This window comes from Vibrio sp. V38_P2S17PM301 (genome assembly GCF_009904845.1).
Taxonomy (GTDB): domain Bacteria; phylum Pseudomonadota; class Gammaproteobacteria; order Enterobacterales; family Vibrionaceae; genus Vibrio; species Vibrio proteolyticus.
On sequence record NZ_WXWO01000025.1, the window covers coordinates 157790 to 171794 of the forward strand.

The 14005-nt window shown below is 51.1% G+C and carries 15 protein-coding genes; 9 read left to right on the top strand and 6 right to left on the bottom strand.

Annotation, left to right across the window (positions count from 1 at the left end):
* The first annotated feature begins 30 nt into the window (after positions 1-30).
* On the top strand, positions 31-321 hold the full coding sequence (locus tag CAG64_RS05960; RefSeq protein ID WP_161448400.1) for a helix-turn-helix domain-containing protein: 291 nt from the start codon (positions 31-33) through the stop codon (positions 319-321).
* 42 nt (positions 322-363) lie between these two features.
* A complete protein-coding gene (locus tag CAG64_RS05965) occupies positions 364-1332 on the top strand; it encodes a phage integrase (RefSeq protein ID WP_161448398.1) in 969 nt (322 codons plus the stop codon).
* 122 nt (positions 1333-1454) lie between these two features.
* On the opposite strand, the gene bamC is transcribed toward CAG64_RS05965, so the two are convergent.
* A complete protein-coding gene (gene bamC / locus CAG64_RS05970) occupies positions 1455-2480 on the bottom strand; it encodes an outer membrane protein assembly factor BamC (RefSeq protein ID WP_021704373.1) in 1026 nt (341 codons plus the stop codon).
* A 46-nt stretch (positions 2481-2526) separates the two neighbouring features.
* Positions 2527-3408, bottom strand: a complete 882-nt coding sequence (dapA, locus tag CAG64_RS05975; protein WP_161448396.1) for a 4-hydroxy-tetrahydrodipicolinate synthase — start codon at positions 3406-3408, stop codon at positions 2527-2529.
* A gap of 340 nt (positions 3409-3748) precedes the next feature.
* Between dapA and CAG64_RS05980 the strand changes: the two genes are divergently transcribed.
* Both CAG64_RS05980 and bcp read left to right on the top strand, forming a co-directional pair.
* A complete protein-coding gene (locus tag CAG64_RS05980; protein ID WP_161448393.1) occupies positions 3749-4291 on the top strand; it encodes a glycine cleavage system protein R in 543 nt (180 codons plus the stop codon).
* Between the two features lie 13 nt (positions 4292-4304).
* Positions 4305-4772 (top strand): thioredoxin-dependent thiol peroxidase, encoded by a 468-nt coding sequence (gene bcp / locus CAG64_RS05985; protein WP_161448392.1) that lies wholly within the window; start codon positions 4305-4307, stop codon positions 4770-4772.
* A 56-nt stretch (positions 4773-4828) separates the two neighbouring features.
* Here the strand turns inward: bcp and CAG64_RS05990 are convergent, their stop codons facing one another.
* From CAG64_RS05990 to CAG64_RS06000, 3 genes are all read right to left on the bottom strand, one after another.
* Positions 4829-6697 (bottom strand): methyl-accepting chemotaxis protein, encoded by a 1869-nt coding sequence (locus tag CAG64_RS05990; RefSeq protein WP_021704377.1) that lies wholly within the window; start codon positions 6695-6697, stop codon positions 4829-4831.
* 193 nt (positions 6698-6890) lie between these two features.
* On the bottom strand, positions 6891-7961 hold the full coding sequence (locus CAG64_RS05995; RefSeq protein ID WP_161488777.1) for an AI-2E family transporter: 1071 nt from the start codon (positions 7959-7961) through the stop codon (positions 6891-6893).
* A gap of 10 nt (positions 7962-7971) precedes the next feature.
* Positions 7972-8205, bottom strand: a complete 234-nt coding sequence (locus CAG64_RS06000) for a sulfurtransferase TusA family protein (protein ID WP_021704379.1) — start codon at positions 8203-8205, stop codon at positions 7972-7974.
* A 186-nt stretch (positions 8206-8391) separates the two neighbouring features.
* Between CAG64_RS06000 and CAG64_RS06005 the strand changes: the two genes are divergently transcribed.
* Genes CAG64_RS06005 through CAG64_RS06020 form a run of 4 tightly spaced genes read left to right on the top strand, consistent with a single transcriptional unit; the run spans position 8392 to position 11232 of the window.
* Positions 8392-9846 carry a beta-barrel assembly-enhancing protease gene (locus CAG64_RS06005; protein WP_021704380.1) on the top strand — a complete coding sequence of 485 codons (1455 nt, stop codon included), beginning with the start codon at positions 8392-8394 and terminating at the stop codon, positions 9844-9846.
* A gap of 26 nt (positions 9847-9872) precedes the next feature.
* Positions 9873-10217 carry an arsenate reductase (glutaredoxin) gene (gene arsC / locus CAG64_RS06010; RefSeq protein ID WP_161488776.1) on the top strand — a complete coding sequence of 115 codons (345 nt, stop codon included), beginning with the start codon at positions 9873-9875 and terminating at the stop codon, positions 10215-10217.
* Entirely contained in the window at positions 10214-10792 is a 579-nt protein-coding gene (wrbA, locus tag CAG64_RS06015) for an NAD(P)H:quinone oxidoreductase (RefSeq protein WP_161454951.1), read from the top strand. Before arsC ends, wrbA begins: the two co-directional genes overlap by 4 nt.
* Positions 10789-11232 (top strand): DUF2069 domain-containing protein, encoded by a 444-nt coding sequence (locus tag CAG64_RS06020; RefSeq protein ID WP_161488775.1) that lies wholly within the window; start codon positions 10789-10791, stop codon positions 11230-11232. Before wrbA ends, CAG64_RS06020 begins: the two co-directional genes overlap by 4 nt.
* 50 nt (positions 11233-11282) lie before the next feature.
* Here CAG64_RS06020 and CAG64_RS06025 read toward each other — a convergent pair whose 3' ends face one another.
* Positions 11283-12446, bottom strand: coding sequence for a DUF2066 domain-containing protein (locus tag CAG64_RS06025; RefSeq protein WP_161488774.1), 1164 nt, complete (start codon positions 12444-12446; stop codon positions 11283-11285).
* A gap of 278 nt (positions 12447-12724) precedes the next feature.
* Here CAG64_RS06025 and CAG64_RS06030 point away from each other — a divergent pair, with 278 nt between their 5' ends.
* A complete protein-coding gene (locus tag CAG64_RS06030; RefSeq protein WP_161488773.1) occupies positions 12725-13984 on the top strand; it encodes a uracil-xanthine permease family protein in 1260 nt (419 codons plus the stop codon).
* Positions 13985-14005 lie beyond the last annotated feature (21 nt).

A 14005-nucleotide genomic window follows, 5' to 3' on the forward strand; every position in this document is an offset into this window, starting at 1 on the left:
AATACCACCACATAAATACGGGATCAACTTATGAGTTTTGGTAAAAGACTAAAAGCCGTAATAAAAGAGGAGAGGTATTCCCAAAGAGAATTCGCTGAAATCCTAGGAATACCACTAAGATCTCTTGAAAATTACTTATCCGACAAACAGAGACCTCGATTGGATGGTGTGCTGGAAATGCTACAAAGGCCAGAGCTGGAAAAATACACACTTTGGTTAATGACCGGTAAAACCAACCCTGAAGCTGGACAAGTATGCCCGGCGTTCTCAACTCAAGAGCAATGCGGCTTAGTGCAAGAGGACTCACAGAAACAAGCTTAATAATTTATGCAACTGCTTATTACCGTTGGGGAGGGCATTTTTATGTCTGTTAAATCCATTCCAAACGGTTATGAGGTTGATTGTCGACCACAGGGTCGACATGGCAAGCGATATAGAAAACGATTTAAAACAAAATCAGAGGCCATGCAGTACGAACGTTGGCTAATGACGACAAAAAACAATAAGGACTGGGTTGAGCGCCCCAAAGATCACAGACCACTAAGTCTGTTAATTGAGCTTTGGTTTCAACACAAGGGGCACTTACTCAAGGATGGCAAGACGGCACGCAGGAAACTCATGAATATCTGCTCATCTCTGGGCGATCCTGCGGCGCACAAGCTGAACAAGCGGCTTTTTGTTGAGTATCGTTCAGGACGAACCAACTCCGGAACCAAGCCCGCGACCGTTAACCAGGAGCAAATGCTATTGAGCGGTGTATTTACTGCCCTCATCGATATCGATGAGTTCTGGAATGAACACCCGCTTAAAGGATTGGCCAAAATCAAGCTATCGGATAACGAAATGGCCTTTTTGTCTACAGAGGAAATAAGGCAACTGCTGAACACTTTATCCGGAGATATGCTCAATATTGTCAGATTGTGCCTGGCCACTGGCGCGCGCTGGGGAGAGGCAGCAAACCTAAAAGGCTCACAACTAGCAATCGATCGCGTAACGTTCATCAATACGAAAACCGGAAAAAACCGCACGGTACCGGTAGACGCAAAGCTGATCCGCGAGATAAGGACTGGCAAAAATGGGTATTTATTTGGGGAATGTTACAGTGAGTTTCGGGAAATTTTGCTTAGTCAGGGATTTGCACTTCCCAAAGGGCAAGCAACCCATGTACTGCGCCACACGTTCGCCAGCCATTTCATGATGAATGGAGGAAATATCTTGACGCTACAAAAAATACTTGGCCATGCAACCATCATGCAAACCATGGTGTATGCACACCTGGCGCCAGACTATTTGAATGAAGCAATCAAGTTAAATCCGTTGACCACATTGTGACCCAACTAGTGCCGCCACACTCATCCTGTGGCGGCGCTTATTGCCAGTTAAGTAATTGTTTTTACTATAACCTACTGTTTTTGTTGAGCTCGAAAAGTCACCGTATGGTCCCTATTCTGCGATTATTTACCGTGTTTTTGTGCGGTCGCTGCCAACACTGGCGCCATGTCTTTGAGCAACTGCTCCTCGACTGGTTTCCCGGCGGCATTGGTAATATTGATGGAAGTACGGTTACCCAAGTCCCCCAGCAGGAAGGTATACGTACCCGCTGGTAAATCGACTGGTTTCACACCCACATCATTCCAGAATGCGTCATCTGGCGAAGCGTATTTCGCTTTGATGGTGCCCTGTGACTGGTTGCGCTCTTCCACCGTAAAGCCCATCGCTGGCAGAATCTTTGGCAAACGCTGCCACAGTACATCGTAAGAAGTCCGCGCAATGATCACCGGGAAACCACTGCGGTCGGTTCCCATGGTAATTGGAATGTGTTTCACCAACTCTTGCGCTTTACGCGCCGCTTCTTCACGCATGTCCATGTCATAGCGAGCGGTCACTAGGTTGGTCATCAGCGCGTTGTAACGTTCTTTATTGGTGGCTGTCACGGGCTTAGACTGACCGTTTTCTCGCCAGTCAATCAGCGAAATCTTGAAGCCATAGCGACTGTTGAGCTGAGAACGGGTAATTTCATAGCGACTGCCGATTTCACCGTCTTCATCTTCAGAAGTCCAGGTCACCCACTCGGTTTCAATGCGGTTGTCGGTCTGAGAACGGATCGGAATGTTACGCTCTTTGAGCATATTCAGTGCCGTATTCCACACTTTGTCCGCTTCATCCTGACGTAGCAGCCATAAGGTCACTTCTCCGTCACGCAGTTCAGTACGTGCACCGGGGATCAACTCCAGCACTTGCTGAGGCGGACGAATATCCACATCTTTACCAATACCACCATGGAAATTGCCCTGAGGAATCTTATAGTTCTCGTAAAACTGAGGCTGAGAGGCGGCCAACGGGGTCCAGTTTTCCAACTTTGGCGTATTAACGTACTCAAAGTCATCTTTCGCCTGACGACGTTGTGACGCGTCACCGGAACATGCACTTAAAACAAAAACAGCTAGCGAACTGACGACTAGCTGATGAGAAAATTTCATTGAAACTCCTAAAAACAGCCGAAGCTATCGCTCCGGCACTCCATTTCTATTCGTAGATACCTGCTTCAACCAGGGCTTTTTGCACCACCGGACGAGCTTGCTCGGACAATTCTGTGAGTGGCAGACGCAGCCCACCGTGAGCGATCAGGCCCATCTGATGCGCGGCCCACTTAACCGGAATTGGGCTGGATTCGACAAACAGGTTCTTGTGCAGCGTCATCAAACGTTGGTTGATCACTTCCGCTTCTTCAAACTTGCCTTCTTTCGCTAAACGCATCATGGCCGCCATGTCCGCCGCCGCGATGTTGTTGGTCACAGAGATCACGCCCTGACCACCCATTTTGCAAAATTCCAGGCCAGTCGAGTCGTCACCACTTAATAAGATAAAGTCTTCGCCACAAAGTTCACGATGAATTGCAATTCTGCTCAAATCGCCGGTCGCGTCTTTCAGTGCCACGATGCTCTCAATTTCCGCCAGGCGAGCTACCGTCTCCGGATGCAGGTCTACCGCCGTACGGCCCGGAACATTGTAAAGAATTTGAGGCACGTCGCTTTCTTCAGCGATCGCTTTGTAGTGTTGGTACAAACCTTCCTGAGTCGGCTTGTTGTAGTACGGAGTGACACTCAGACAACCAGCAATGCCGGAGTTGTTCAGCAAACGGCTAAACGTGACGGATTCATGAGTGGCGTTGGCGCCCGTTCCGGCGATCACCTGAATGCGGCCTTCCGCAAACTCTACCGTTTTCAGGACCACCTTGACATGCTCTTCTACGGTCAGCGTTGAAGATTCACCGGTTGTACCTACTGCGACTATGCCGTCAGTGCCCGCGGCCACGTGGAACTCAACCAGTTTTTTCAGGCTGACAAAATCGACTTCGCCATCCTGGTCAAACGGGGTTATTAACGCCACTATACTTCCTGAAAACATGTCTTTCTCCCTACATTGATTCTTTCTGCATGGTACTGTAAGGCGATTGATAAAGACAAGGGATTAAACACGCTTAAATCGCCTAAATGAATGAATATTTATCAGATGCGATACTCATATCACTAATGATCCTGAGTCTGGCGCACCACTACGCCCACAGGCGTAAAAGCTAACCGACCTTATACTCCTTTCCACGCTCCCATTGTCAGGCAGTTGTCATATGCGAATGGCGTCTGATTTAGCTGACATAACACACATCAATTTCCCCGGCGACGTTTCTCCTGCGCTTAACTGTGCTAAGCTAGCTGAACAAATAAGACACATTGAAGTAAGTGATAGTATGACTCAGCATTTAGTCATTACCGCGGTAGGGAGTGACCGCCCCGGAATATGTAACCAGGTTGTCCAGCTGGTGACCAAATCCGGTTGTAATATTGTCGACAGCCGCATCGCGCTGTTTGGCGATGAATTTACCCTGATCATGCTGCTTTCAGGGAACAACAACGCCGTCACTCGCGTCGAAACGACTCTGCCGTTGCTTGGTCAGGAGCATGATCTCATCACCATGATGAAACGTACCTCTACCCATGACCATCAAGATAATGCCTACACCCTTGAGGTGTTTGTCGAGTCAGATGATCGCGTCGGACTGACCGAACAGTTCACTCAGTTTTTCGCCGATCGCAACATCGGGTTAGGCTCACTGAGCGCACAGACCATCAACAAGTCGAAAGTCCATCTGGATCACGACCAGTTCCACATCGCGATCACCGCCACGGTCGACTCGGACTGCAATCTGATGCAGCTTCAGGAAGAGTTTGACGCGTTGTGCACGACGCTGAATGTGCTAGGCTCACTCAATTTCATTAAAAACAGCCAATAAAAAAGGAATCACAATGAACACATTGACTGCAGGCACCCCGGCACCCGCATTCTCTTTGCCGGATCAAGACGGCAATCTGGTGTCCCTGTCAGATTTTAAAGGCAAGAAAGTTCTGTTTTATTTTTACCCGAAAGCCATGACACCAGGCTGCACCGTTCAGGCTCAAGGCCTGCGTGATGTCAAAGCCGAGCTGGATAAACACAATCTGGTGGTACTGGGAGTCAGTATTGATGCGGTGAAACGTCTGGGGAAATTCATTGAACGCGACAACCTCAACTTCACTCTGCTGTCGGATGAGGACCATGCGGTCGCAGAGCAGTTTGGCGTATGGGGTGAAAAGAAGTTTATGGGCAAAGTCTATGATGGCCTGCATCGCATCAGCTTCCTGATCAATGAAGACGGTGTGATTGAACACGTGTTCAATAAGTTCAAAACCAAAGATCACCACGAAGTGGTGCTGAACTACCTTAACGAGCAATAATCTCCAACATAAAAAAACGCCAGTCTTATTGACTGGCGTTTTTGTTTCCCCTAAGCCTAAACAATAAATTTGTTCAGAATTTCATCCTGCTCGCGCACATTTTCTGTCTGGACCTGCATCGCAATGTTGGCCTGCTGGGCCGCATCCGACACTTGAGTCGACAGGTCTTTGATTTTCACCGTGTTGTTATTGATCTCTTCCGCCACCAGGCTCTGCTCTTCTGCGGCCGAGGCAATCTGCATGTTCATGTCGCTGATGTGGCGAATTGCATCACGGATTTTCTCCAGTGCCAGGTTGGCTGACTGAGCGTTATTCACTGCATCTACTGCGGTGTTCTTACTCTCACTCATGGCCGCCGATACCGCGCTGGCGCCTGCCTGAAGCTGCTCGATCATGTTACGAATTTCCGTCGTCGACTCCTGAGTACGCTGGGCCAGAGTCCGAACCTCATCCGCCACCACCGCAAAACCTCGGCCGGACTCTCCGGCACGTGCAGCCTCAATTGCAGCATTCAGTGCCAGCAGATTGGTCTGATCGGCAATGTCGTTGATCACTTTCAAAATGGTTTCGATATTGGCCGTGGCCGATTCCAGCCCCAGCACTTCTTCTACCGCCTGATCGATACGGGCCGAGAGAGTGTCAATGGATGTGGTTGTGTGGCTGACCACTTCAGAGCCTTCCACCGTCGCATCGTCTGCGTCTTTGGCGGCTTCTGCTGCACCCTGGGCATTGTTGGCCACTTCAGTAGCAGTGACGGACATTTCGTTCATCGCCGTTGCCAACTGCTCCAGTTCATGCAACTGGCTTTGCATCGCCTGCGCCGATTCCTGCGAGCCCATCGCTGTCATTTCAGTGCCGTGGCGGATTTCTCCACTGATGGCTTTCGACTGCTGAATTTGCTTTTGCAGATTCTCGGTGAAGGCATTGAACCCTTCCGCCAACTCGGCAAACTCTTTATCGGTATTGGTGTTGAGACGCTTGGTGAGATCGCCCTGACCTGACGCGATATCCTGAATGGCCTGATTGAGCACACCCAGCGGTTTCATCAGAATACGGATCAGGAACGTCAGAATCGCTACGCTCAGTGCCAAGCCGATCAGTGTGTAAATGATTGAGCTGTTACGCAGCTTAGTTTCTGCCGCCAGCGCCACCGATTCATCGACCACCGCCCCAACATACCAGTTTTCACTTGGCACATGGGTAAAGTTAATCAGGTACTCTTGCCCGTCCATTTCCACTTCCTGCGTTCCCGCTTGAATTGCAACCGGCAGGTAAGTGTCCATTTTCTTGCCGTTGTTTTTCACGTCAGGGTGCGCAATAGTGGTGCCGTCGGCGGTCACAATGAACAGATAGCCGGCATTAAACAGGTTGGTGTTGTTGACCAGATCCGCCAGCCCTGTGAGCTCCAAATCATAGAACATACCAGCAGTAAACTGACCGTTGTCCCGCACCGGCGTACCGATGGAAATAATGACGTTCCCCGATGAGGCGTCAACATAAGGTTGGGTAACAATCAGTTTGTTTTCCGCTTTCGCGGCTTTAAACCAAGGGCGTACACGCGGATCATAATCCGGCCCAGCGTCCCAACCGTCATCATTTTCAATCACAAAACCATTGCTCTGGTAACCAAAACCGACCGCCAGAAAGCTCGATTTCAATTTCGGTTTCTCAAGAATGTTTTTCACATACTCATGATTTTGCGGGTCCAGCTCAATCACTTCCGTCATGGATTGAGCGAGCGCTTTTTTACTTTCCATTTCCGAAGCAATGGTGTTTTTCACCCCAGTAACCATTTCATTGAGGCTGTTATTCACCAGCCCTTCTACTTCGGTGCGAACGGTTCTTAATTGCTGAATTGACAGCAATGACACAGTAACAAACAGCAATGCAGACGAAGCAATAACTATCTTCTGACTAAATCTCATATTTACCTCGTGATCCTTAATGACGGTAACATCTTGTTTTTATTGTTATGGTTTTGTTATCGACGAAGCGCAAGATTTCTTGAGCATTTTCTCACCAAAACGTGCATTTTTTCTGAGATCAGACCACTTTCTGGCGAAAAAAAGCCCTGAATGAGAAACTCATCAGGGCTGATATTATTGAGCTTTATAAAATTTAAGCCGATTCTGCCGGCTCTTCGTCTATGCTGGGCAGCGCATTCCATACCGCCTTCACCAACGTGGCCAGTGGAATAGCAAAAAATACGCCCCAGAAGCCCCACAAGCCGCCAAAGACCAACACAGACACTATGATGGCCACCGGATGCAAATTGACCGCTTCAGAGAACAGCACCGGAACCAGCACGTTACCGTCGAGCGCCTGAATGATGCCGTAGGCAATCAGCAGGTAGTAAAACGGCGGTGTTAACCCCCACTGGAACAGAGCAACAATGGCCACCGGCACGGTTACCGCCGCCGCACCTATGTACGGAATTAACACCGAGAAGCCAACGGCTACCGCCAACAGCACCGAGTAACGCAAATCTAAAATCGCAAAGGTCACGTAGCTGACACCGCCGACAATCAGGATCTCCAACACTTTGCCGCGGATGTAATTGGAAATCTGCTCGTTCATCTCGTACCAGACCTTATTGGCCAGTTTGCGGTTACGCGGTAGCACACTGCGCGCCATGTCCATCATCTGCTGTTTGTCTTTCAGCAAAAAGAACACCAACAGCGGCACTAAAATCAGGTAAACCGCCAGCGTCGCCAGACTGACCAGCGATGCAACCGAGCCTTTGACCACACTCTCTCCGACCGACAACATCTGGTTTTTAGCGTTGGTAACGATCGACTCAACAATTTTGAGGTTAGCCAGCTCAGGGTAGCGCTCCGGAATCGTGTTGATGAACACCTGCAGGTCGGTGTACATCTTAGGAATGTCATTCACCAGGTTGCCGACCTGTTGCCAAATGGTCGGTACCAGCCCAAACACCGCCAACAGCATCAGCCCCGTAAACGACAGAATCACCAGAATGACTGATAGCGTACGCGGCAGCCCGACCCGGGACAGTTGATTGACCGGCCATTCAAGCAGATAAGCCAGCACGATCGCCACCAGCAACGGTGCGATCAGGTTGCCGAAAAAATAGATAATGATGAAACCAATCAGAAGAATGGCAACCAGGCTGACAGCATGTGGATCCGAGAAGCGTCGTTTATACCAACGCAGCACCATTTCAAACATTTAACTTCCTTTAAGTAGGCTGACCTAAACAGGTCACTTGCATGGAAAAATCGCCATCAATTTCACTTGTGCAAACGTGAAACCCTTTGCAACTCAAAAACTTTTCGATATCGTTTTTCGAACTGAGATCAGAGATATAGAGTATCATGGTCTGATTGCACTGCAGTGTCACGGCGTGACGTTTGGCCAACAACAGAGTCATTGGGCAACGCTGCGCACGCAAATCGACAATCTTGGGTTTCATTCTTCAGTCCGATGCTTATCATAGGCTCAATATTGTATCGGTATTTTAGTGCTGTGCCACTGTTTAAACAGACGCAGCTTGCCACGGGCAACATCTGCTTACAATCGCAGACCCTAACTATTACTGAAACAAATCGCGCTTGGCAGTGTCAATAGAGAATATGTATATGGAGTACTTCTGACTACTATGTTTAAACGCACTCGTTCACTCGTTTGTCTCTGTGTCTCGGCCGCCCTGTGTGCGCCGTCGGTGTCGGTGGCGAGCAATGTTGACCTGCCAGACATCGGCACGGCCGCAGGTGCCACCCTGTCGATTGATCAGGAACAAATTTACGGCGATGCCTACATGCGGATGCTGCGCGCCAGCCGGCCTGTCATTAATGACCCGGTATTGAGCGAGTACATCGACTCACTCGGCCACCGACTGGTCGCGAACGCGAATGACGTCAAGACACCGTTTACGTTCTTTATGATTCGTGATCGTAACATCAACGCGTTTGCGTTCTTTGGCGGTTACGTGGCCTTGCACTCGGGCTTGTTTCTGCACGCTCAGAGCGAAAGTGAGCTGGCTTCCGTACTGGCGCACGAGATCGCCCACGTGACTCAGCGCCATCTGGCGAGAAGCATGGAAGATCAAGCGAGAAAGTCTCCCGCCACCATCGCGGCACTGGTTGGCTCGCTGCTGCTGGCTATCGCTGCGCCAGAAGCGGGTATTGCTGCCCTGACAGCCACACAGGCTGGCTCAATGCAAAGCCAGATTAATTACACCCGCAGCAACGAAAAAGAGGCGGACCGCTTTGGTATTGCTACCCTGTCCAAAGCCGGATTTGATGTCGAAGCCATGCCTCGATTTTTTGGTCGCCTGGCCGACGAATACCGCTACGCCAGTAAACCACCTCCGATGCTGCTGACCCACCCGCTGCCCGAAGATCGTATTACCGACAGCCGTGAGCGCGCGCGTCACTATCCTCAGCACAGAGTGAATCCGTCGCTGGACTACAATCTGGCGCGCGCCCGTGTGGTGGCACGTTACGCCAACATTGAGGCCAAAGCAGCACTCGATTGGTTTGACCGCACCGAGAAAAAATCACCACCAGCGCTCAAAGCGGCATTTCAGTATGGCCGCGCGTTAGTATATCTGGACACCAAGCAACTGGATAAAGCAGAGCCGCTGTTGTTAGCGCTGGATAAACAGGATCCCAACAATAACTTCTACCTAGATGCGATGTCGGATCTGTATGTGGAGAAAAAGCAGCCGGAAAAAGCTCAGGCAATGCTGGAAAAAGCCCTGAAAAGCAAACCGGCCAATCCGGTTCTGACGATCAACTATGCCAATGTGCTGATGAAACAGGACAAAAATGCAGAAGCCGTCCGGGTTCTGCAACGCTATACCCACGAACATCCCAATGATGTCAACGGTTGGCATCTGTTGTCCGAGGCCAACATTCATCTGGGGAACAGTGATGAAGATCTGGCCGCCCGGGCTGAAATTCTTGCGCTGAAAGCAAATTGGAATAAAGCCATTCAGTATTATACTCAGGCCAGCCAACTTGCTGAGCTTGGCAGCCTGAAACAAGCCCGCTACGATGCACGCATCGATCAGTTAATGACTCAGCGGGATCGATTCCAAGCACTCCAATAATAAAACCCTGAACCAGGAGAGTTCTTATGTCAGTCGTGATTTATCACAACCCTCGTTGCTCAAAAAGCCGTCAGACACTGGCGCTACTGGAAGAAAAAGGCATCGAGCCAACCGTCGTGAAATACCTGGAAGAGCCACTGTCTGTGGCGCTACTCAAAGATCTGTACTCACAGTTAGGTCTGACCGACGTCCGTCAGATGATGCGCACCAAAGAGGACGTTTACAAACAACTGAATCTGGCTGAAGCATCGGACGACGCGTTGTTTGATGCCATGGTCGCTAACCCGAAATTGATCGAACGCCCGATTGTGGTTGCCAACGGCAAAGCCAAACATGGCCGTCCACCAGAGCAGGTACTGGACATTCTATGACCTGTAACCTAATGGTGCTCTACTACAGTCGCCATGGCAGTACCCGGGCACTGGCACGCCAAATCGCCCGGGGAATAGAATCCATCTCAGGTTGCGAAGCCGTGCTGCGCACGGTTGCTGAACTGTCGCCCAGCGAGTATCCCAGCAGTGATCCGCTCATCACGGCTCAGGAGCTCAGTCAGTGTGACGGCCTGGCCATGGGCAGCCCGGTGTGGTTTGGCAATATGGCCGCGCCTTTGAAACATTTCTGGGACCAGACCACCTCGGCCTGGATAAACGGCGATCTGATCGACAAACCAGCCTGTGTGTTTTCCTCGTCGTCCACACTGCACGGCGGCCAGGAAACCACGTTGCAGTCGATGATGCTACCGTTATTGCATCATGGCATGTTGGTTCTCGGTATTCCTTATTCTGAGCCCGCACTGCACACCACACGTTCCGGCGGCACGCCCTATGGTGCAACGTCAGTGGCTAATCACGGCGACGCCTCGCTTAGCACGGAGGAGTCTGAGCTGGCCCAGCAACTGGGACGCAGGCTGGCACGCACCGCGCTCAAAATGAAGGAACCGATATGAGTGATATGACACCCCAAACCAAGCTGTTCCGCTGGTTGGCGCTGGGCGGGAACCTGACACTGCTTGGCTGGGTCGCGGCGTGGCAACTCTCGTTGTCACCCCACCCGCATATCAGCAACCTGACTCTGGCGATTGCCTGGTGTATCCCGTTACTGCTGCCTTTGCCTGGTATCCTGGCCGGCAAACCTTACACCCACGCCTGGGCCAATTTTGTGCTGATGTTGTATTTCCTGCACGGACTGACCTTGGTGTATGTCGATGGCGGTGAACGTTGGCTGGCGCTGGTGGAACTGCTGCTGACTTCGGTTGCCTTTGCCGGCAACATTCTGTACGCCCGTTGTCGCGGCAAAGAGCTCGGGCTCAAACTGACCCGGCTGTCGGTGGTCGAAAAACAAGAGAAAGCGCGCTTCGAGCAAGAGAGCGACTCAGACACTAAATAATAAAAGCCCGCTTAGTTCAGCGGGCTTTGTTTACTGATCGCATTTGCTGGTCAAGCTTGCCATTCAAACACCAGTATCGGCGCTTGCGGTGGTAAAGACTGCTCCTGTTTTTTCGTACTATTAACCGCAGCCGGCACACGGCCTGGCTCTGGCGTTATTGATGTTACCGGGCCTGGCTCATCCGCCGCCACTGGTTGCTCGGCTGACGTGTCCACCAGCGGAGTCACCGGTTGGCTTTCCAGTTGCGTTACCATACCAAGATTCAAGACTTCCCGTTGAAATACGTCCGAAGAAGACAGCAGGTGAACGTTAAACATGACTTGATGGTTCTGAATTTTCACGATGTCCAGCGACGCCACTGACGGCAGACGCTTGAGTTTGTTCTCCAGGTGGAAAAAGTCCAGCGCACCATCAATAGCGATGAACTGGGCTTTGACGGCTTCAGAAGAGTTCGCCGCAACCACTACCGCATTTTTCTTTGCGTAATAGTTGCTGATCTGATCGATCATCGCTTTGGCAGCGTCCGCGCCGCTGTCCGAGCCTGTCACCGGAGCACGGGTGCTATCCGCGAGGCCAGCCGGCGCCTGATCATACAATGACCAGCGTAAATGGCTCCCATCCGCACGCACAATCAACACAGCATCAGCCGGATAACGTTGGCTGGCCACGCTGACTGGCTGCATGAATCCACCCCATAAGTCAGAAACAGCGACATTGGTGATGTCATCGATATCCCCGACGGGTACCGTCAACGGCAACCCACGCAGTCTGGCACTGGATTTCATCGCCTGCAACAGCGGAGAAGCGGCGTTTTCCCAGCGAATGCTCCGCTGACTACCATTGTCTTCAACCAGCCACACCAGCACATTGGCACGTTCGGCCGGCCAATAAGGCAATTGTGCCTGCGTCAGCAACGCCCGGATACCCGGTTCACTGAAGCCCATTTTTAATGTTGATTGACCGCTCTGCTGACTTTGACTGATTTGAGTCAGGTATTGACTCGTCTGAGCGAGTGCTTTTTTGATCACCGGGTTGCTGATCGCCGCCGGCTCCCCCGACGCCCGGATTATCACGTCTTTCATCCCTTGCGTGTGGGCAGCATCGTCGCCCTGTTCCTGAGTCAGTATCACCTCAGACTGATAGAGGTTGACATGAGTCATGGCATAAACTGGCAATGCGAACAGTCCCATCACCAATAAAACAAACTTGCGCATAGTGTTACCACTCTGGATTTATTGAGAAACAAGATAATAAGCAACTCTCTCTTTGCTAGCAACAAAGGGGCGCCCAAAACGGTTAGAATTTAAACTCTACTGAGTTCACGCTTAATAGCGTCGCATTGCATTGACGACTCGCGCTGTGTCCACCATCGCTCATAACTCTGGTTTTTCTGAGTAACAATCCCATCAATATTTGATCTAATTGGCATTGCAAACGATTGCCAAAGTGATAGAATCTCGCGAATTTTGTTTTACAGTCAGGGAAAACTCATATGAAAAATGCGATTCAGGGCGCGCAGATGCTGTTTGTCGCCTTCGGAGCCTTGGTACTGGTCCCGCTTCTGACCGGTCTCGACCCAAGTGTTGCGCTGTTCGGTGCTGGTGTCGGCACTCTCCTCTTCCAATTCATTACTCGTCGCTCTGTTCCCATTTTCCTTGCCTCTTCTTTCGCGTTTATTGCTCCCATCATGTTCGGTGTTCAAAACTGGGGGGTTCCGGCCACAATGGGCGGCCTGATGGCAGCCGGTGTGGTGTATGTCATTTTAGGTGCGGTCATCAAAGTGCGCGGAGTCGGCTTTATCCATAAGCTGCTGCCACCTGTGGTCGTGGGTCCGGTTATTATGGTGATCGGCCTGGGTTTGGCCCCCGCCGCGGTGAACATGGCGCTGGGTAAAACGGGCGATGGCGCAGTTCAACTGATAGACGCCAACGCCGCACTCTGGATTTCCGGCATCTCTTTGCTGGTGACGGTCGGCATCAGTGTACTCGCGAAAGGTTTCTTAAAGCTACTGCCCATTTGTGGCGGTATTCTGGCCGGTTACGCGACCAGTCTGTACTTTGGTGTGGTTGACTTTAATCCGGTCCAGCAAAGCGCCTGGCTATCCCTGCCAAACTTTACCTTCCCGGAATTCAACATCAATGCGATTCTGTTTATGATCCCGGTAGCGATTGCCCCCGCCGTAGAACACGTGGGTGATATGCTGGCGATCTCAAACGTTACCGGCAAAGACTACCTCAAAAAGCCAGGCTTACACCGCACCATCACTGGTGACGGCGTTGCCACCATGGCCGCCTCTCTACTTGGTGCACCACCAAACACCACCTACAGCGAGGTGACGGGCGCAGTGATGCTGACGAAAGCCTTCAATCCAGTCATCATGACCTGGGCAGCCATCACCGCCATTGTCCTCGCATTGGTCGGCAAACTGGGCGCGGTACTACAAACCATCCCTGTGCCTGTCATGGGCGGGATCATGATCCTTCTGTTTGGCTCGATTGCGACCGTCGGTCTGAATACTCTGATCAAAAATCAGGTAGACCTGCATAAATCCCGTAATCTGGTGATTGTCGCTGTGACTCTGGTCTTTGGCATCGGCGGCATGGCTTTCGGTATTGGTGACTTTAGCCTGCAAGGCGTCAGCCTGTGTGGCATCGTGGCGATTGTACTCAACCTGGTCCTGCCGAATGATCTGGGGGAGAACCACGTTGTAGACAATGCGCAGATGGAAGAAGACGAAGTCAAATCTGCCTGATTCAGATAAAAAGCGGCCTTT

Bases quoted from the DNA above. Each gene is read 5' to 3' on its own strand.
- CAG64_RS05960 (WP_161448400.1), top strand. From the start codon at position 31: ATGAGTTTTGGTAAAAGACTAAAAGCCGTAATAAAAGAGGAGAGGTAT.
- CAG64_RS05965 (WP_161448398.1), top strand. From the start codon at position 364: ATGTCTGTTAAATCCATTCCAAACGGTTATGAGGTTGATTGTCGACCA.
- bamC (WP_021704373.1), bottom strand. From the start codon at position 2,480: ATGAAATTTTCTCATCAGCTAGTCGTCAGTTCGCTAGCTGTTTTTGTT.
- dapA (WP_161448396.1), bottom strand. From the start codon at position 3,408: ATGTTTTCAGGAAGTATAGTGGCGTTAATAACCCCGTTTGACCAGGAT.
- CAG64_RS05980 (WP_161448393.1), top strand. From the start codon at position 3,749: ATGACTCAGCATTTAGTCATTACCGCGGTAGGGAGTGACCGCCCCGGA.
- bcp (WP_161448392.1), top strand. From the start codon at position 4,305: ATGAACACATTGACTGCAGGCACCCCGGCACCCGCATTCTCTTTGCCG.
- CAG64_RS05990 (WP_021704377.1), bottom strand. From the start codon at position 6,697: ATGAGATTTAGTCAGAAGATAGTTATTGCTTCGTCTGCATTGCTGTTT.
- CAG64_RS05995 (WP_161488777.1), bottom strand. From the start codon at position 7,961: ATGTTTGAAATGGTGCTGCGTTGGTATAAACGACGCTTCTCGGATCCA.
- CAG64_RS06000 (WP_021704379.1), bottom strand. From the start codon at position 8,205: ATGAAACCCAAGATTGTCGATTTGCGTGCGCAGCGTTGCCCAATGACT.
- CAG64_RS06005 (WP_021704380.1), top strand. From the start codon at position 8,392: ATGTTTAAACGCACTCGTTCACTCGTTTGTCTCTGTGTCTCGGCCGCC.
- arsC (WP_161488776.1), top strand. From the start codon at position 9,873: ATGTCAGTCGTGATTTATCACAACCCTCGTTGCTCAAAAAGCCGTCAG.
- wrbA (WP_161454951.1), top strand. From the start codon at position 10,214: ATGACCTGTAACCTAATGGTGCTCTACTACAGTCGCCATGGCAGTACC.
- CAG64_RS06020 (WP_161488775.1), top strand. From the start codon at position 10,789: ATGAGTGATATGACACCCCAAACCAAGCTGTTCCGCTGGTTGGCGCTG.
- CAG64_RS06025 (WP_161488774.1), bottom strand. From the start codon at position 12,446: ATGCGCAAGTTTGTTTTATTGGTGATGGGACTGTTCGCATTGCCAGTT.
- CAG64_RS06030 (WP_161488773.1), top strand. From the start codon at position 12,725: ATGAAAAATGCGATTCAGGGCGCGCAGATGCTGTTTGTCGCCTTCGGA.